The organism is Nocardia sp. NPDC004168 (assembly GCF_040610355.1).
Classification (GTDB): Bacteria; Actinomycetota; Actinomycetes; order Mycobacteriales; family Mycobacteriaceae; genus Nocardia; species Nocardia sichangensis.
Genome location: NZ_JBEXME010000027.1, coordinates 43,633 through 62,583, shown reverse-complemented (window position 1 = coordinate 62,583; position 18,951 = coordinate 43,633). Strand labels below are relative to the sequence as shown.

Here is an 18,951-nt window from a genome sequence, read left to right as displayed (position 1 = left end):
CCAGCCGCTCTGCGAGCCGGAGCGCGCAAGGGCTGTCGGCGGACCGGCCCGTGACGAGTTCACTGCACTTTCGGCCTCCCGAAAGGTCTCGGAGGCAGAACTTTCCACCGTCGCCGCGTGCCGAGTTCGTACCGGACTCGCACCGGCGTCCTCGGTCGGCCGGTCTCAGCTGCCCGGGGAGTCTTGACCCGGCCCCACTTGAATACCCACCACGCACGTGTCGTCGTCGGTATCGGCATCGCTGCCGTCGAGCAATTCGTCCAGGCGCTCGTCCAGGGTTCCGCTGAGCTGTGCCGACCTCACGAGCAACCGTTCGATGCAGTCGTCCAGCAGCCGGTCTCGGCGCTCGATCAGCCCATCGGTGTAGAGCAGGAGAGTGTCGTCCGGCTCCAGTTGCAGTTCGGCTTCCTCGAACGTCGTCTCCGCCACAGCTCCGAGGAGCATCCCTTGGAGCAGGGGCAAGCTGGACGCCTGGCCTGCGCGCACCAGCACCGGCGGCAGGTGGCCCGCGCGGGCCCAGCGCAGGACGCGGGTCTGTGGGTCGTAGAGCCCGCAGATGGCGGTGGCGAAGATGTTGTCGGTCAGGTGGTGGGCCACCAGGTTCAGCCACGTCAGCATCTGCCCTGGACCTGCGCCGGTGGCGGCGAGGCCACGCAGGGCGTTGCGGAGCACCACCATGCCTGTGGCTGCCTTGACGCCGTGGCCGGTGATGTCGCCGACGGACACCAGGATCTGCTTGGAAGGCAGCACGACCGCGTCGTACCAGTCTCCGCCGACGGTGTATTCCTGCTCGGCGGGCCGGTATCGCACCGCTATGCGCAGACCGAACGCCTCGATGGACGGCTGCGCGTCCGGCATGATCGCCTGCTGGAGCTGCCGGGCCAGCTGGCTCTGTTCGGCGGCGTGCTGCTCGCTGTGCGCCAGCCGGTCGCGTGTCGCGGACAGCGCGACCTCGGTCCAGTGCTGCGCGGAAATGTCCTGATAGGCGCCGCGGATGGCGGCCAGGTGACCTGCCTCCAGGACCGGCTCGGCGACGATCCGGATATGCCGGGTCACGCCGTCCGGCCGGATCAAGCGGAAGGCCGTGGAAGCCGAGCGGCGGTAGCGCAGCAAGGTCCGCAGGAACCGGTCGACGGCATTCACGTCGTCGTCGTGGACGTGCCCCGGCAGTTGCGCGAGCGGGATCGGCTCCGCGGTGGGCGCGAGCCCGTAGAGAGCGAAAAGTTGACTGCTCCAGGTGATCTCGCCGCTTGCGGCGTTCTCTTCGAACCCGCCGACGCGGCCGAGGCGCTGTGCGTGCTGCAGCAGCGCCGCCAGCCGCGCCGTCTCGTCCTCCACCCGCCATACCAGCAGCACGGTGTCGCCGTGGCGGCTGATGCTGAGGGCGGTCGAGACGGTCAGCGGCACTTGGCCGACCAGTTCGGTCAGCATCATTCGGTCGGCACGGTAGGTCTCGCCGGTGGCGAAGACGTGCTCGATCCGCTCGAACAGCTGCCCGTCACTCGCCGCCATGGGGTACGCCTCGAGCAGCAACGCGCCGTTGACCAGACCGCGCGGACGCCCGGCCGGGTCGACGAAGCAACTGTTGACGTGGTGGATGCGGAAGTCGGCGAGCGCGCCGTCCTCGCCGAGGTGGGGCAGCAGCACGAGCGCCGGGTCGAAAAGGCCGTCCGCGAGTCGCACGAGATCCGCGACACCGGGGCGGTCCGGCGCCCGCACGGCGGCGAGGTCCGCCTCCAAGGTGTGTGCGCACAGCTCGGCCAGTGCCTCCAACTGCCGGAGCACCTGGGGCGGCTGTGGTTCGAGCGGTTGCGGCCAGCACACCTCGAGGACGCCGAGCAGCTTGCCCCCCGCGCCCGCCGGAATCGCCGCCCTGCCGCCCTCGCGGTCACCGATGGACGGCGGCCCGGCCCGGTTCAGGTCATCGATCCATACCGCGTTGCGCTCCATCAGCGCCTGCCGGGCCGGAGTCACCACACCGGGCGGCACGTATCGCCAGCGCTCGGCCTCGTGGGGGCCGATGCCGGCGAAACCGGACAGGGTCAGCGACGCGTCGGCGCCTGCGGACCAGATCGCCACGGCGGTGGCGCCCAGCGGCGTCAGAGCGTGCTCCAGCACCGACTCCGCGACACGTTGACTGTCACCGGCTGCAAGCAGCCCGCTTTCGGCCGTACGCAAGCGCACGGCCGCGGATGGCTCTCCCGGTGAGGCGGCGCGCAGCAAGAACTCGCCCACCACCGCGCTGACCTTGTCCTGGGCCGACTGGTCGACCAGTTCGGCGGCCAACTCGAGCGGTGTGATGCCCGCTCGCTCGGCGAGGGCCTCGAGTTGCCGTGCCGCCTGCGCGGGCCCGCAGTGCAGCCGTTCGACCAGAACGCCTTTGGCCATCTCGATCAGCGCGCGTCCGTCGGCGGTGGCCTGGGCCTGTTGGATTTGCGCACGCAGCCGCTCTACGGTGGCCGCGAGGCGGTGGACCGCGGGGCCAACGGGCGAGGGAGCGTCAGCTGCCGCGCCGGCCTCGGTGTAGGGGTTGTCCAGGTCGGTCATCAGGCATCCAGCCAGTGCTGGATGCACGCGATCAAGGCGTCCGCGTCGACCGGTTTGGTGACGTAGTCGTTGGCTCCGGAGGCGAGGCTCTTCTCGCGGTCGCCCAGCATCGCCTTGGCTGTCACGGCGATGATCGGCAGGCTCTCGTACCGTGGCATCTCGCGGATCGTCGCCGTCGCGGTGTAGCCGTCCATCTCGGGCATCATCACGTCCATCAGGACCAGGTCCGTCTCTGGGTGGGCGATGAGCTTGTCGATGCCCTCCCGCCCGTCCTCCGCGTGCAGAACGCTCATGCCGTGCAGTTCGAGGATGCTGCTGAGCGCGAAGAGGTTGCGGGCGTCGTCGTCGATGATGAGCACCGTGCGGCCGGCGAGCTTGCCGTCCGGCCGCTGTGGCGCCGGGGCGGATGCATCTTCGCGACGGACCAAGGGCAGCATGTCGCCGGGTGCCTCGGCGGTGACGTGCAGCGCGATCCGCTCCCGCAGATCGTCCAGGCTGGACAGCAGCTCCAGCGGCTGGCTTGTGGCGCGATGTTGCAGCATGCGTTCCTGCTCGGCGTCGAGCCGGCGGTTGTGAACCAGTACCGGGACGCTTCTCAATGCGACGTCCCCGTCCATCGTCTCCAGGAACCGCAGCGCGGCGCCGTCGGGCAAGTCCAGCTCGAGCACGACGCAATGGAACGCTTCGGCGGCCATCGCCGCCACCGCCTCTTCCACCCCCACCGTAGTGACGACCTGAACCGGACCACGCGGGTCGTTGCTGTCGGCCAGTTCGGCGACAGCGCTCTGCGCGACCAGCGACAGCAGGCCTTGCGGGCGCTCCTCGACGACCAGGAGCCTGCGGTGCTGTTGAGGTGTGGGAGCAGGGGTGCGCTCCGGCCGACTGTCGGCCTGCTGCGTGTCGTCCCGCTCGCGAGGCGGCGCCTCCTGGAAGTCCGGCCGCGCCACCGGGAGGTAGAGGGTGAACGTGCTGCCCTCGCCCAGCGTGCTTTCGGCGCTGATGGCGCCGCCGAGCAGGTAGGCGATCTCCCGGCTGATCGACAGACCCAGGCCGGTGCCGCCGTACTTGCGGCTGGTGGTGCCGTCGGCCTGCTGGAAGGCGCCGAAGATCGACTCGAGCTGGTGTTCGGCGATGCCGATCCCGGTGTCGATCACCCGGAACGCGACGGCCGGGCCGTGCTGGCGCACTGCGGCGGGCAACTCGCTCGCCTCCGCCGGTTCGATCCGCAGCTGTACCGACCCGGTCTCGGTGAACTTGACCGCGTTGGACAGCAGGTTCCGCAGCACCTGCCGCAGCCGCGGGTCGTCGGTGAGCAGGTCCGACGGCAGGCCGGGGGCGGTCGTGACGCGGAAGCGCAGACTCTTCTGGGTGGTCATCGGCCGGAAGGTGGCCTCGAAGTAGTCCAGCAACTGACGCAACGACACGCGTTCGGGCGTGAGGTCCATCTTGCCCGCCTCCACCTTGGACAGGTCGAGGATGTCGTTGATCAGCTGGAGCAGATCCGAGCCCGCCGAGTGGATGATGCCCGCGTACTCCACCTGCTTGGGCGTGAGATTGCGGCTCGGGTTCTGGGCCAGCAGCTGGGCGAGGATGAGCAGACTGTTGAGCGGGGTGCGCAGCTCATGGCTCATGTTGGCCAAGAATTCCGATTTGTACTTCGACGCGAGCGCGAGTTCTTGGGCACGGGTCTCGAGTTCCTGCCGAGCCTGCTCGATCTGAAGGTTCTTGGCTTCGATGTCGCGGTTCTGCATGGCCAGCAGTGCCGCCTTGTCCTCCAGCTCGGCGTTGGATCGCTGCAGTTCCTCCTGCTGCACTTGCAATTCCTCGGAACGGGCTTGCAGTTCGGTGGTCAGGCGCTGGGATTCGACCAGTAGCTCGTCGGTGCGGGCGTTGGCGATGATGGTGTTGACGTTGACGCCGACGGTTTCCATCAGCTGGTCGAGGAAATCCCCGTGGATGCGGGTGAAGCGGTGCACGGAAGCCAGCTCGATCACGCCGAGGACCTGTTCCTCCACCACGATCGGCAACATGAGCAGGTTCACCGGTGCGGTCTGCCCGAGCCCGGAGGAGATGGTGACGTAGTCGCCGGGCACATTCTCCACCGCGATCGTGCGGCGACTGCGTGCGGCCTGGCCTACCAGGGACTGGCCGAAGGCGAACCGCGAAGGGCTGCCCGGTTCCTCCGGGCTGCCATAGGAGCTGATCAGCCGCAGCTCCGGCCGCTCGTCGCTGTCGTCGGCGAGGTAGAACGCGCCGAACTGCGCGGAAACCAACGGCACCAGCTCGTCCATGATCAGCCCGGCCACCACGTGCAGGTCGCGTTGACCCTGCATGAGACCGGAGATACGGGCGAGATTGGTCTTCAGCCAGTCCTGATCCTGGTTGGCCTTGGTGGTCTCGCGCAGCGACTCCACCATCGCGTTGATGTTGTCCTTCAACTCCGCGACCTCACCGGAGGCCTCCACGGTGATGGAGCGGGTCAGGTCGCCCTCGGCGACGGCGCTGGTGACCGCGGCGATCGCGCGGACCTGGCGGGTCAGGTTGCCCGCCAACTCGTTGACGTTCTCGGTCAGCCGTTTCCATGTGCCCGAGACGCCCTCGACCTCGGCCTGGCCGCCCAGCCGCCCCTCCGATCCCACCTCGCGGGCGACGCGGGTGACCTCGGCCGCGAACGCGGACAGCTGGTCGACCATCGTGTTGATCGTGGTCTTCAACTCGAGGATCTCGCCGCGCGCGTCCACGTCGATCTTGCGGGTCAGATCGCCTTGCGCGACCGCGGTGGTGACCTGGGCGATGTTGCGGACCTGGTTGGTCAGATTGTTCGCCATGGAGTTGACGTTGTCGGTCAAGTCCTTCCACGTGCCCGCCACATTCGGCACGCGTGCCTGGCCGCCGAGCATGCCCTCGGTGCCGACCTCGCGGGCGACGCGAGTGACCTCGTCGGCGAACGCGGACAGCGTGTCGACCATCGTGTTGATCACCCCGGCAAGTGCCGCGACCTCGCCCTTCGCCTCCACGGTGATCTTCTGACTCAGATCACCGCGCGCCACCGCCGTGGCGACCTGAGCGATCGAACGCACCTGGCCGGTCAGGTTCGACGCCATCACGTTGACGTTGTCGGTCAGGTCCTTCCACGTGCCCGACACGCCCCGCACAGTCGCCTGGCCACCGAGATTGCCCTCGGTGCCGACCTCGCGGGCCACGCGGGTGACCTCGTCGGCGAACGCCGAGAGCTGATCGACCATCGTGTTGATGGTCTCTTTCAGCTCCAGGATCTCGCCACGGGCGTCCACCCTGATCTTCTGACTCAGATCGCCACGGGCCACCGCGGTGGTGACCTGGGCGATCGAACGCACCTGCGCGGTGAGGTTGTCGCCCATGACGTTGACCGACTCGGTGAGGTCCTTCCAGGTACCGGAGACGCCCTTCACGTCCGCCTGCCCGCCCAGCCTGCCCTCGGTGCCGACCTCGCGGGCCACGCGGGTGACCTCGTCGGCGAACGCCGAGAGCTGATCGACCATCGTGTTGATGGTGCTCTTCAGCTCCAGGATCTCGCCACGGGCGTCCACTCTGATCTTTTGCGACAGATCACCCTGCGCCACCGCGGTTGCCACCTGAGCGATCGAACGCACCTGCGCGGTCAGGTTGCCCGCCATGAAGTTCACCGAGTCGGTGAGGTCGCGCCAGGTGCCGGAGACGCCCTTCACATCCGCCTGGCCACCGAGGATGCCCTCGGTGCCCACCTCGCGCGATACCCGCGTGACCTCGTCGGCGAAGGACGACAGCTGATCGACCATCGTGTTGATGGTGTTCTTCAGCTCGAGGATCTCGCCACGGGCGCTCACTGTGATCTTCTGGCTCAAGTCGCCTCGCGCCACCGCGGTCGTCACCTGCGCGATGTTGCGGACCTGGTCGGTCAGGTTGCCCGCCATGAAGTTCACCGAAGCGGTGAGGTCGCGCCACACGCCACCGACGCCGGGCACCTCCGCCTGACCGCCGAGCCGGCCCTCCGAACCGACTTCGCGCGCGACGCGGGTGACCTCGTCCGCGAACGCGGACAGCTGGTCCACCATCGTATTGACCGTGTTCTTCAGCTCGAGGATCTCACCGCGTGCGTCCACGTCGATCTTCTGGGACAGGTCGCCCCGCGCCACCGCGGTCGCGACCTGGGCGATGTCGCGCACCTGGCTGGTGAGGTTGCCCGCCATCGCGTTCACCGAGTCGGTGAGGTCCTTCCAGGTGCCGGACACGCCGGGCACCTCGGCTTGACCACCCAGCCGCCCGTCCGTGCCGACCTCGCGCGCGACCCGGGTGACTTCCGAGGTGAACAGCGACAGCTGGTCCACCATGCCGTTGAACACCGTCGCGATCTCGCCGAGCAACCCGTCGGCGTCCGTCGGCAACCGGGTGCCGAAATCGCCGTCGCGCACGGCTGTCAATCCGGCCAGTAGCTGGCGCAACTCGACCTGATCCGCGGCCGTGACAGCCTGCCTCGATGCGGTGCGGGCAGGTGCCGCCGTGTCTGTCATGCTCATCCTCGCTCTGCCCCACCCCATTCGGACGCGATGCCGCGCACGACGGGATCGCCGACCAGCGGTGCTGTGCTGGCTGCTGAACACAGAGACACCCGCGCATATCGCTTTGAAACTATCATTCACGAGACGCGATGCCCGGCGTCCGGTTTCGCGGAACCGATTTGGAAGGGCCCAACGGCCCAGCCCGCAGCAGCATGGCCATCAGGTTCGGCACGCGAAAGGAGCGCTGCATCCAGCCATGTGGCTGTGATGCGTGCGCGGCATGCAAGGGGACGTAGGTCGCCAATGGTAAGCATGCGAGATCGGTCGAGAGAGGGACCTTCGCCAAGGCTCGTTCAATCCAGCTGAGTTGGGGGCCGGGCACCGCCCGTGAGCTTCGCTCAGCGCGCACAGCGGCTACTTAAGACTGGTGTCAGGGCTTTTGCCGCTCACCTGACTTCAGGAACCTCCGCCGGGCATGGGTGGCGATGGGTGGAGCTGTGCGGGTGGCGATTTCGGCCAAGTCTGTGGCGCTAGTCATTTGGGTGATACTGGCGGGGTGAACGGGACTTGGGAGGCGTGGGGTGGGGTCGTGGTGGCCGCGATCGCCGCGATACCGGTAGCCGGTCTCGTGGCCTGGCGGCTGGTTGGGCCGCGCGGGTGGCGGGCGGCGCTGTGCGATGTCGGGATGGTGACGGGTACGGCGCCGTGGTTGTGGATGATCCTCACGCCGACCGGAACGGGTCGTTCGCTGAATCTCGTGCCGCTGCGTGATCTGGCCGAGCAACTGGCCGACGACCGGGTGATCGAGCAGTTCGGCGGGAATCTGTTGGTCTTCGCCGTACTCGGCTTCCTGTTGCCCGTGCGCCGACCCTGGTTCGCCCGCTCGTACCGCATCCTGTTGGCGGGAGCGGCAGCTTCGATCGCGGTGGAGACTGCACAGTTCGCCCTCGCAATCGGCCGTCACTCATCCGTCGACGACGTACTGTTGAACGCGGTCGGTGCATGCCTGGCGGGCCAGCTCTCACGACATCAGTGGGCGTCGCGCGCAATTACCGACCGTTCCGAGCCGGCTTTACCCGAAGAGCCGACACGGGGCATCGTCTCCGAGCGATACGGCGTCCTCCAGCCCACCTTCCCCGAGTAGGGAGATCATCGAGAAAGTGCGTGGCCGCTGGGGCGATGCCAGCCATGCGCGACGAGCTGCCCCGATCAACAGATCCCACACTGGAGACCGATCCCGCTGGATGCACGGAAATCGGCATGAGCGCGCACTCGAGTTCACTAGAGCCAGCTCGGTGATCGGCCGGGGGAGTGGTTCCGAGGTGTTGCCGAGCGGCGGTTGGACCCGTGAGCCGCGTGTAGAGATTATTCGGCTTCGGAACGAAGAGTTGAGCTCTCAACAGGGGTTTGACGTGCAGCGCGAGCGAAACCCTGTTCCCCGTCGGGTGAAAGCGGTTCGCTGCCGGGTGGGTGGATGGGCTCCGGGCGAGTGATGACCAAGCGGCGGATGGCTCGCATGTACTCGTCCTCGGGTGAAAGCGGTTCGCTGCCGGGAGGATAGAGCGGCTCCGAGCGAGTTCCGAATAGGTAGTCGCGGAAGGCTCGCAGGTACTCGTCCAGGTCCCGTTGATCGGCGAACCTGGTTTCGGTCGCGTCGAACCATTCATCCGGTGTCGGGCGCCAGGCGATCATGTAGTCGAGAGCTTCGCGCACCATGTCCCCGTAGGTCGGATCCGTGGCGCAGACGGCGCGAAGCGCTGGGGCGCTGAGCCGCATTCCGCGGCCGTACTCGGCGTGGTGCATGGTCACCAGCGGCCACAGCAGCCCATTGATATGCGGGATTTCGTCCCGCCATGTGGTTTTCGTGTGTAGTGTCTCGCTGACCCGCATTCGACGGCCCGATGCTGTGACGGGTGTCGGGTATTCGGAAGGCGCGCCTCTTCGGTCGATGGCGCGGGTCGGCCCGGTTTCAAGATTCACGGGTGGATACCACACGCCGCGCCACACCGGGACGCCGAGATAGCGAGGATTCACCGGCAGTGGCTCGGCCAGTGAGATGTCGGCCGTAATTCGGCGCACAGGTGGCATCGGCTCGTCGGGGAACAGCTTCACCACCATCGACAGGCAATCCGGTACGTCGAATCCAGTCACGCCGACGCCCTGCCGGAACCGTGGGTCGGAGCACTGCTGTGGGTCGAATCTGATCCAGTACCGCCGCGGCGTGGTCATCCGCGATGTCCTTCCATCGGCATCAATGTCGAACGCTGACCCGATGGTCCCAGAGCTGATCGGCGTCTACCACTCGATAATCGGCAGAAGCGGATGTTCGTCGAGTTCGGACGTAGGGTGAGGTCCCGTGGAGTCAGACAGCAAGCTAGAGGACTTACGGTCAGTGCTCTCCTGCGTTTTCGAGAAGCTCGGTGCCGAGAGCCTCACCGAGCCCGACCGGATCGAGTTGGTGGCGCGCGCCGAGGTGGTTCAGGACCAGATCGACGCGATCGAGGATGTCATCGACGACGAGGAGCGCGTACGCGTGGGAACGACGCCCGTGCCTTCGGGTGATCGGCTGTTCTGAGGCGGCGTTGAACCGCGCGGGTCGCGACAACACCGTGCGTTCGAAGCCGAGACTCGGGGTGCTCGCGCAGCGCATTCGTTCGGTAGCGGTGGCCGCCGATGCGCGCGGCGCCAGTGTCGAATTCGGTGAACCGCTTCAGATTGTTCATGCCGCACGTGGCGCTCCCCGAGGCAGTGGAACAAGGTCGAGGCTGCAACGGGATCTGGCTGCCCACCAATGACACGGCGCGCGGGCACGGCATCCAGTGATCGTCGCCGACACCTGGAACGGCTGGTACTACAGCTCCGCCGATGTCACGGTGTCCACGGCGGCCTTCCTGTCCTGGGCGGGTCCGGGGCAGCGGCCGCCGAACACCCCGTTCGTAGACTCGAAGCATGACGGTGCGTGCTGAGGAGACCGTGCTGCCGCCGAGCCTGGTGGATTTGGCGGTGCGGCATGTGCGGTCGGAGGTACTGAGCGGGGCGTACGCGCCGGGCGATCGGATCGGCGAGGAGGCGCTGTGCGCCCGGCTGGGCACCAGCCGGGCGCCGGTGCGGGAGGCGCTGCGGCTGCTGGTGCAGGAGGGGCTCATCGAGCATCTGCCGCGCCGCGGCTTCCGGGTGGTGGTGTGGTCGGCCACGGACGTGCGGCAACTGTTCGAGCTGCGGCGGGTCCTGGAGCGGCACGCGGTGGAGAGCGCGTTTCCGCTGCCAGCCACGGGAGATCCGCTGCGCGCGGTGCGCGCCGCGCTGGCCGACATGCGGGCGGCCGACGGCTGCGGCGACGACTTCGAGCGGGACAACGCGCACCGCCGCTTCCACGCCGCGATCGTCGCGCTGGCCGGCCATCGGCAGCTGGATCTGGCCTATGCGCCGATCCTGCTGAAGCTGCAGCTGCCGATGGCCCGCAACCTGCGGGAGGAGGCGCGGGCCACGCACCGCCGCGACGGGGTGCGCCGGCACGCCGCGCTGCTGGCCGCCCTGGAGACCAACGACCGGGACATCGTGCTGGAGGAGATGCGCACGCACGGCGAGCTGGCCTACCTCGATCTCGAATTCCGCTGACCGGCAACACAGCCGAAACACACGAACACACCGGGCTTCACGCATTCTGTCGACAATCGACAAATGCGCAGCACGGGACCCAGCATCGCCGAGATCCTGCATTCACACGAAAGCGGTAGCGGCTCACCGATGAACACCGCGGCGCGGGTCGCCGACGCGATCGCCGCCCACGGCGACGACGGCACCTGGATCACGCCGGTGCCCCGCGCGCAACTGCTGGCCGCGGCGGCCGAGATCGAGCGGCGGCCGGGCGCGCGCACGCTGCCGCTGTACGGCGTGCCGTTCGGGGTGAAGGACAGCATCGATGTCGCGGGCTGGCCCACCACCCTGGCCTGCCCCGACTTCGCCTATACGGCAATCGGAACCGCCCCGGCGGTGCAGCGCCTGCTGGACGCGGGCGCGCTGTTCGTGGGCAAGACCAACCTGGATCAGTTCGCCACCGGGCTGAACGGCACCCGCACCCCATACACCATCCCGCGCAGCGTCTTCGGCGGCGACCTCGTCTGCGGCGGGTCCAGCTCCGGCTCCGCGCGGGCGGTGGCCCTGGGCGAGGTGCCGTTCTGCGTGGCCACCGATACCGCCGGGTCCGGCCGGGTCCCGGCCGCGCTCAACGGCATCGTCGGCTGGAAGCCGTCGCGCGGGTTGATCAGCGCGGTCGGGCTGGTCCCGGCGTGCAAGTCGCTGGACTGCGTCACCCTCACCGCGACCTCGATCGAGGACCTCGACCGGGTCTTCGACGTGATCGCGGCGGTGGACCCGGACGATCCCTGGAGCCGCCCCCGCGGGCCGCGCCACCGCGGCGGTCGGCTGCGCGCCGGGCTGCCCGCGGCGGCGGAGCTGGAGTTCTTCGGCGACACGGTGTTCCGTGATGCGCACCTGACGCTGCGGGAGCGCCTGTCCGGGCTCGGATTCGACTGCGTGGCGACCACTCTGGAGCCGTTCCTGGCGGCGGGCGAGCTGCTCTATCAGGGCCCCTGGGTGGCCGAGCGGCTGGTGGAGTTCGGCGACTTCCTGGCCGATCATCCGGACTCGATACTGCCGACAGTGCGCGAAATCCTCACCGGTGGCTACCGGTTCGACGCGGTGGACGTGTTCCGGGCGCAGCAGCGGCTACAACGGCTGCGCGCGCGGGTGGCCCGGATGTGGGCCGACTTCGACGTGCTGGTGCTGCCCGCCATCGGCACCACGTTCACCGTGGCGCAGGTGCTGGCCGATCCTGTCGCCACCAACACCGTGCTCGGGCACTACACCCATTTCGGGAATCTGCTCGACCTCACCGCCGTGGCGGTGCCGGTGGGCGTGACCGGCGACGGACGGCCGCTGTCGGTCATGGTGGCCGGTCCCGCGCTCGCTGACGACACCGTGCTGGCGGCCGCGGCGCGCATCCTCGACGAACCCCGCACGGTGGTGACCGCCGCGGCCGCCGCCCGAGCAGCGAAGGAGCGGTAATGACCGCCACACAGTCCATTCCGGCGCGGCCGGGACCCTTCCGATACGAGCCGGGCACCCTGGCCCTGCTGATCATCGATATGCAGCGGGACTTCCTGCTGCCCGGCGGCTTCGGCGAGAGCCTCGGCAACGACGTCGGCCTGCTGCGCACGGTGATCGAGCCGCTGCGCGCGCTGCTGGCCGCCGCCCGCGAGGCGGGGGTGCCGGTGCTGCACACCCGGGAGGGTCACCGGCCCGATCTGTCCGATTGCCCCCCGTCGAAGCTGTTGCGCGGCAACCCCTCCCAGCGCATCGGCGACCGGGGGCGGTTCGGCCGCATCCTGATCCGCGGCGAGTACGGCCACGACATCGTCGACGAGCTGGCACCGCTGCCGGACGAGGTCGTGATCGACAAGCCGGGCAAGGGCGCCTTCTACGCCACCGGCCTCGCCGACGAATTGCAGCGCGGGGGCCTCCGCTCCCTGCTGGTCACCGGAGTCACCACCGAGGTGTGCGTGCACACCACCGTGCGCGAAGCCAACGACCGGGGCTACGAGTGCCTGGTCGTGTCCGACTGCGTCGGTTCCTATTTCCCCGAATTCCAGCGAGTGGGGCTGGAGATGATCGCGGCACAGGGCGGCATTTTCGGCTGGGTCGCCGATTCGGCCGCTGTCGTCGCCGCGCTGACCACCCCCGCCCAGCTCGCTCCTTCCGCCGATACGCCCGGTCTAGTGAACAGGAAAGCCGATGTCCCTCGAAACGCAACCCAGTGACACTGCACCCGCCGAGGAACCCGCCGCCCTCCGCTTGCCCTGGTGGACGCGCGGCGACACCAACGCCTACTTCGGGCTCTGCTTCAACATCCTGGTCAACGTGCTCACCCTCACCACGCTGTCCATCACGGTGGTGAACATCTCCAGCAAGGACGTGCTGGGCAGCGTGCTGCCCGCGCTGGGGGTGGCCCTGGTGCTCGGCAACCTCTACTACGTGCTGCTGGCCCGCCGCCTCGCTCGCCGCGAACAGCGGGCGACGGTGACGGCGCTGCCGTACGGACCCAGCGTGCCGCACATGTTCATCGTGGTGTTCGTGGTCATGCTGCCGATCTATCTGGGCAGCCACGATCCGCTGAAGGCGTGGTCGGCGGGCCTGGCCTGGGCGTTCCTGATCGGCGTGATCGTCATGATCGGCGGCTTCGTGGGCCCCTACATCCGCCGCATCACCCCGCGCGCGGCAATGCTCGGCACGCTGGCGGGCATCTCGATCACGTTCATCTCCATGCGCCCGGCCGCGCAGATGTGGGAGGCCGCGTGGATCGCGCTGCCCGTGCTTGCGATCATCCTGATCGGCTTCTTCACCGACGTGCGGCTGCCCGGCAACGTCCCGGTCGGCCTGGTGGCGCTGCTGATCGGCACGGCGATCGGCTGGATCGGCGGGTTCATGTCGGTGCCGGACGTCAGCAAGGCCGCGCACGACATCGCGATCGGGCTGCCGACCCTGCACCTGCACTTGCTGTTCACCGGCCTCGGCAATCTCAGCCCGCTGCTGGCCACGGCGATTCCGCTGGGCGTCTACAACTTCACCGAGGCGATGAGCAACGTGGAGAGCGCCGCGGCGGCGGGCGACAACTACAACCTGCGCAGCGTGCTGCTCGCCGACGGGCTCGGCGCCGTCGTCGGCTCAGGCTTCGGCTCGCCGTTCCCGCCCGCGGTCTACATCGGCCATCCGGGCTGGAAGGACGCCGGCGGGCGCACCGGATACTCGCTGGCCAGCGGCGTCACCATCGGCGTGATGTGCCTGCTGGGGCTGTTCGGGGTGCTCGCCACCCTGCTGCCGATCCCGGCGATCGTGCCGATTCTGCTGTATATCGGCCTGCTGATCGGCGCACAGGCGTTCCAGGCGGTGCCCAAGTTGCACGCCGTGGCGGTGGTCGCGGCGCTGATCCCGAACCTCGCCGAGTGGGCGGTCGGCCAGATCGACAACGCGCTGACGGCGGCCGGTACCACCGCCGACAACGTCGGCGACGCCGCGCTCGGCCAAGCGGGCGTGGTGTACGACGGGCTGAAGACGCTGGGCTCGGGCGGTGTGCTGGCCGGTCTGGTGCTCGGCGCGGTCGTGACCTTCATCCTGGACAAGCGCTTCGTCGCCGCGGCCACCGCGTGCGCCGCCGCCGCGGCACTGAGCTGGATCGGCCTGATCCACGCCGCCCAGATCGCCTGGGCTGCGGCACCGAAGGTGGCGCTGGGCTATCTGTTATGCGGGCTGGTCTGCCTCGCCTACTCGCGGCTGGCCGGGGCTCGGAAGCCGCTCGCGGCGGTCCCGGCAACGCCCGAACGGCCGACGCGACCGGCAGAGGCCACACCGGCGCAGCCCGAGCCGGTGGCCGTGGAGCCCGCCGCGACGCCGCTCGACTGAGCTAACCCGTTCTGTGTGCCACGGGATTGTCAGACGGGTCTTGCAGCGGGCGGCCCGCGTTGTTGATCAACATATAGAGATTCGCCGATCGGCAGTGGTCTACGACGGTGAGAGCGAGCTCAGCTGCCGACGAGCGGTCGGCTCGGAGGAACACCGACGGTGCTATCCGGCGAACTCGTCGGCGAGGGTGTTCCAGAACATGAGTTCGTAGTTCTGGAAGAGTCTGGCGTAGAGGTGGGCGTCGTTCGGATTCAGTCGGTCGGTGTCGATTCCGGCCTGGATTGCGGCGAGGGCCCGCTGTTCGTATCCGGGGCTATCGGCCGCGAAGAAGTCGAAGAATGCGCAGGCCGGGTCATCGAACTTGTAGTTGGTGCGCATGCTGTCGGCGACCACACGGCAGTAGCGGCCGAATGCGGCGACATTCGCGTAGATACCGGCAGTCGCTGCGGAGGGTTCGGCGTTGAGCGCCAGCCACGCGACATACGCGGGATATGCCTGACAACCCGCCCTGGGCGGCTCCATGCCCTGATCTGGTCCGGCCGCCGCCACGAGTGCGTCCAATAGAGCCAGTGCCTGCTGCTCGCCGGGCGGGAGGGCGTCGAGGAACGCTCTGACGTTCGGGTCGTCCGCCCGCGCCGCCATGGCGTGGAAGCTGCGCCAGTCGCTGCTTATGATGCGCTGTTCCTCGGCAGCGATCGCCGCGAATACCGCGCGTGGCGCCTTGCCCACCGAGATCAGCGGAACCATGCGATTGTCGTCGTCGTGCGGGGCCAGCTCGGCCTGGATCCCGTAGAGCAGGTCACGAGCGGTAAGGGTCATCGGGAACCTCCCTGTGGGAATGCTTCCATTCAAGCGCTGTTCGCCCGCCCGCGACAGGTGTTCAGTCGCCGTGCTCGGCATCCCAGCGTCGGCGCGCGTCGGCGATGCGGTCCTTGTGCTCGCGCGACCAATCGGCGAGTGCGCCGATGGCCGCGGCCAGGCTCTGGCCGGTCTCGGTGAGCCGGTATTCGACCTGCGGTGGGATCGTCGGGTACGCGATCCGCTCCACCATGCCGTCGCGGCACAGGCGCTTGGTGGTCAGTGTCAGCATCCGCTGTGAGATGCCCGGAATCGCCCGCTCCAACTCACGGAAACGCCGCACTCCTTTACTCAGTTCGACGATCACCAATACCGTCCACCGATCCCCCAACCGGTCGAGCACATCGCGGATGCCGCAGTCGTCATCGCCACAGGGCCCGTCGGGAATAGTGCCCGCGACCTGCGCGGTGACCGCAGTGTTCGTGACCGACATGAAAGTGCCTCCTTATGCCGCGCGCCGCGGCCGCCGATGCTGGGTCGAATCCAGCAACTACAACAATCGGGAGTGTTGCGATGATCCTGGTAACCGGCATCTCCGGAGCCCTCGGCGGCCTCGTCCACCGCGGCCTGTCCACCCTCGACGACCTGACAGTAGCGGCGGGCAGCCGCTCCGGTGACGACATCACCACGCGCCGTATCGATTTCGACGACCCGGCGACGCTGTCCGCGGGACTGCGGGATGTCGATGTCCTGGTCCTGATTTCGGCCGGATATGCCGAAGACGATGTGGTGTTGGCCCGTCACGGTGCGGTGATCGACGCCGCCAGCGCGGCCGGTGTCCGGCACGTGATCTACACCGGTCTCGCGGGATCCGGCGATCTGACGACCATCGCCCTGCCGCACCGCTGGACCGAAAAGCGTCTCGCCGCAGCACCTTTCGACGCGACCGTCCTGCGCAATGGCCTCTACGCGGAGGTGCCGGTCGGCCTCGCCGTCGCCGGTGCCGCCTCCACGGCCGAATCGGGTGTATTCGCGGCGGCATTCGGCACCGGCCGGATCTCGGTGGTGGCGCGCGAGGACCTGGCCGAGGTAGCCGTTCGGGTAGCCGCGGAATCCGAGCGTGATCTGGCCGCGGGGCGGCCCAGCAGACATGCGGGCAAGGTATACGAGCTCGAGGGTGTGACCGCGATCGGCGGCCCGGATATCGCCGAGATCCTGAGCGAATCCCTCCGTCGCCCAGTGCGATACGTGCCGATTTCGCTCGGCGAAACGCGGGATATGTTGCAGGGCAGTGGATTGGAGCCGTACCAGATCACGCATACCCTCTCGTTGTTCGCAAACCTTGGTGCCGGACTACTCGAGGCATCGAGCACCGACCTCCTCGAACTGCTGCCGAGCGCACCGCGCGACGTTCGGACACTCATCACCGACGCGGTGCGCGCGGGCGGGTTTCAGTCGGCATCGGTGAACGCGTCGCGCTGAACAGCAGGCCGGGCGAGGTCGAGAATGTCCAGTTTCCGTGCGATATCGCTGTAGCGCAGACGCACGTTGCCACCACGTGCCGACAACTCCTGCCGCCGCTCGTGACAGCCCCACCCGGCATCGCACGCCGGGTTCGCGCTCGCATTCGTCCAGCAAGGCCGCAGAGTCGAATATCAGGCACCGGATGCCGAACTGGCGTCGCACCGGCCCGCGCGGATCGCCTAGCACCTCTGTCGACACCCCCGCGAACTCCTCGGCGCTCGCCTCGGCATCCGAAGACCTTGCTGGACGAGCGACGTAGCCAGGTGTGCAGAATACTTGCGGCAGAGAGGATTCGGCGGCGTCGTCCGCGGTCGTGGACGACGAGCAAGGACCCGCACTTCGTCCCGAAAGAACCCACATCGTCAGTCTCTACACGCAGCATTAGCAGGAATTGGTCAGAGGCGGAACCCGTCTGCGTCGATCGGCAGTGGAATCGTCGGCATCGAGTCCTCCCCATGCGCAACGGCGAGCAAGGCGGGGAACGAGGCAAGTTTGCGCCTCGGCCGTCCCTGAACCGCGCCGAGGTCGCGCTCGGTCCGATCGATCGCCCTCCACTCGTGCACACCGACGGCGGTGGGCCGGCGCTGCCGGACCAGTGCGTCGAGGTCCTGCGGGGTTGTTGCGGGGGCGGGAAGCAATCCTGCGGAATGGTCGGCGAGGAGTGCGGCGACGGTGTCCAGGGCGCATTTCTTGTTGGCGCCGATGCCTCCGGACGGGCCCCGCTTGATCCATCCCGCCGTGTAAACGCCGGGGATGGGTTCGCCGGTGCCGGCGAGGACTCGGCCGAAGTCGTTGGGCAGCACACCGCGGTCATGGTCGAAGGGCAGGCCGGACAGCGCAGCGCCGCGGTAGCCCACCGCCCGGAGTACCAGGCCCGCCTCGATGGTCTCTTCGATTCCGGTCGGGACAGCGCGGACGTCGCCGCCGGGGCCGTGTTCGAGCCGATTGCGAGCCACACGCACTCCGGTGACTCGTTGATCGCCCAAGATCTCCAGCGGAGAACACAAGTAGCGCAGGACAATACGGCGCGACGCACCGCGGCGGCGTGTGGTGAGTTCCGCGGCAGCCTGCGCTTTGGCCAGCCCGATCGGGTCCGATCGAAGTGCGGCGAGCTGGTCGGGATCCAATTTGGCCTCGTCGGACAAGGCGAGGACATCGGCGCCGTCGAGATCGGTCAGGGCGAGCAGCTCGGGAGTGGTGTACGCGGCCTGCGCGGGGCCGCGCCGGCCGAGCACCACGACTTCCTCGATCGTGCCTGCGGCCAGGGCGGCCAGCGCGTGGTCGGCCATATCGGTGGCGGCGAGCTCCGCGGGATCGGCGACCAGGAGGCGGGCGATGTCGAGGGCGACGTTGCCGTTGCCGACGACGACCGCACGGCGACAGGAGAGATCGAACGTGCGGTCGATGAAGTCCGGGTGGCCGTTGTACCAGTTCACGAACTCGGTTGCCGACGCGCTTCCCGGCAGGTCCTCGCCGGGAATCCCCAGGCGGCGGTCACCGGAGGCCCCATAGGCATAGACGACGGCGTGATGCGCTGCGGCCAGCTCGTCGTGGGTGATGTGGGTACCGACCTCGACGTTGAGGTGGAAGCGGAAGCGGCCATTGGCGGCGGCGCGCTCGAATACCTCGGTGACGGATTTGGTGGACGGGTGGTCGGGGGCCACGCCGCCTCGCACCAGCCCCCACGGTGTGGGCAGCCGGTCGAACATCGTGACTGTCGCGCCCGGATGCTCGAGCAGCTCGAGTGCGGCATACGCGCCTGCGGGCCCGGAGCCCACCACCGCGACTCGAAGCTCCTCGATCTCGGCCCGCGCAGCGGGCGGCGAGGCGTCGGGGATGCCGGGCGGCAGCGGGTTTCGCTGGTAATAAGCCTCCGCCAGGTCCAAGAACCGGTCTGCGGCGGGCGCGGTGTCGCGGGTGATCGCCCCGACCGGGCATTCGGCGACGCAGGCGCCGCAGTCGATGCAGCTGGCGGGGTCGATGTAGAGGGCTTCGGCGGAGGCGAAGCCCGGTTCGTCGGGGGTGGGATGGATGCAGCCGACCGGGCACACCGGCACACAGGAGGCGTCGTTGCAGCACGGCTGGGTGATGACGTGGGGCATGGCGT

Annotated in this window: 13 protein-coding genes; 7 read left to right on the top strand and 6 right to left on the bottom strand. The window is 68.4% G+C overall.

All coding sequences use genetic code 11. The features are described 5' to 3' along the window. Window positions 1-165: 165 nt before the first annotated feature. Together ABZW96_RS31255 and ABZW96_RS31250 are read right to left on the bottom strand one after the other, a co-directional pair. Window positions 166-2,547, bottom strand: coding sequence for a SpoIIE family protein phosphatase (locus ABZW96_RS31255; protein WP_355079539.1), 2,382 nt, complete (start codon window positions 2,545-2,547; stop codon window positions 166-168). Further along, window positions 2,547-7,076: a HAMP domain-containing protein gene (locus ABZW96_RS31250; RefSeq protein ID WP_355079537.1), complete on the bottom strand. Its 4,530-nt coding sequence runs from the start codon at window positions 7,074-7,076 to the stop codon at window positions 2,547-2,549. The genes ABZW96_RS31255 and ABZW96_RS31250 overlap by 1 nt, the downstream gene beginning before the upstream one ends. A gap of 544 nt (window positions 7,077-7,620) precedes the next feature. Here ABZW96_RS31250 and ABZW96_RS31245 point away from each other — a divergent pair. Then, the gene (locus tag ABZW96_RS31245) at window positions 7,621-8,208 is read left to right on the top strand and encodes a VanZ family protein (protein WP_355079535.1); all 588 of its coding nucleotides are present in this window, start codon (window positions 7,621-7,623) and stop codon (window positions 8,206-8,208) included. Window positions 8,209-8,429: 221 nt separating this feature from the next. On the opposite strand, the gene ABZW96_RS31240 is transcribed toward ABZW96_RS31245, so the two are convergent. Next, entirely contained in the window at window positions 8,430-9,293 is an 864-nt protein-coding gene (locus ABZW96_RS31240) for a hypothetical protein (protein ID WP_355079533.1), read from the bottom strand. A gap of 163 nt (window positions 9,294-9,456) precedes the next feature. On the opposite strand from ABZW96_RS31240, the gene ABZW96_RS31235 reads away from it, so the two are divergent. The 5 genes from ABZW96_RS31235 to ABZW96_RS31215 all read left to right on the top strand — a co-directional run bounded on the left by ABZW96_RS31235 (window position 9,457) and on the right by ABZW96_RS31215 (window position 14,522). After that, window positions 9,457-9,639 (top strand): hypothetical protein, encoded by a 183-nt coding sequence (locus tag ABZW96_RS31235; protein ID WP_355079531.1) that lies wholly within the window; start codon window positions 9,457-9,459, stop codon window positions 9,637-9,639. A gap of 374 nt (window positions 9,640-10,013) precedes the next feature. Beyond that, on the top strand, window positions 10,014-10,682 hold the full coding sequence (locus ABZW96_RS31230) for a GntR family transcriptional regulator (protein ID WP_355079529.1): 669 nt from the start codon (window positions 10,014-10,016) through the stop codon (window positions 10,680-10,682). Window positions 10,683-10,745: 63 nt separating this feature from the next. Then, window positions 10,746-12,131 carry an allophanate hydrolase gene (locus tag ABZW96_RS31225; protein ID WP_355079527.1) on the top strand — a complete coding sequence of 462 codons (1,386 nt, stop codon included), beginning with the start codon at window positions 10,746-10,748 and terminating at the stop codon, window positions 12,129-12,131. Then, entirely contained in the window at window positions 12,131-12,883 is a 753-nt protein-coding gene (locus ABZW96_RS31220) for a cysteine hydrolase (RefSeq protein WP_355079525.1), read from the top strand. The genes ABZW96_RS31225 and ABZW96_RS31220 overlap by 1 nt, the downstream gene beginning before the upstream one ends. After that, window positions 12,858-14,522, top strand: coding sequence for a regulator (locus ABZW96_RS31215; RefSeq protein ID WP_355079523.1), 1,665 nt, complete (start codon window positions 12,858-12,860; stop codon window positions 14,520-14,522). The genes ABZW96_RS31220 and ABZW96_RS31215 overlap by 26 nt, the downstream gene beginning before the upstream one ends. 162 nt (window positions 14,523-14,684) lie before the next feature. Here ABZW96_RS31215 and ABZW96_RS31210 read toward each other — a convergent pair whose 3' ends face one another. Both ABZW96_RS31210 and ABZW96_RS31205 read right to left on the bottom strand, forming a co-directional pair. Next, on the bottom strand, window positions 14,685-15,341 hold the full coding sequence (locus tag ABZW96_RS31210; protein ID WP_355079521.1) for a hypothetical protein: 657 nt from the start codon (window positions 15,339-15,341) through the stop codon (window positions 14,685-14,687). Window positions 15,342-15,402: 61 nt separating this feature from the next. Then, window positions 15,403-15,813, bottom strand: a complete 411-nt coding sequence (locus tag ABZW96_RS31205) for a helix-turn-helix domain-containing protein (protein ID WP_355079519.1) — start codon at window positions 15,811-15,813, stop codon at window positions 15,403-15,405. Between the two features lie 80 nt (window positions 15,814-15,893). On the opposite strand from ABZW96_RS31205, the gene ABZW96_RS31200 reads away from it, so the two are divergent. Then, window positions 15,894-16,802: an NmrA family NAD(P)-binding protein gene (locus ABZW96_RS31200; RefSeq protein ID WP_355079517.1), complete on the top strand. Its 909-nt coding sequence runs from the start codon at window positions 15,894-15,896 to the stop codon at window positions 16,800-16,802. Between the two features lie 437 nt (window positions 16,803-17,239). On the opposite strand, the gene ABZW96_RS31195 is transcribed toward ABZW96_RS31200, so the two are convergent. After that, a complete protein-coding gene (locus ABZW96_RS31195; protein ID WP_355079515.1) occupies window positions 17,240-18,946 on the bottom strand; it encodes an FAD-dependent oxidoreductase in 1,707 nt (568 codons plus the stop codon). Window positions 18,947-18,951 lie beyond the last annotated feature (5 nt).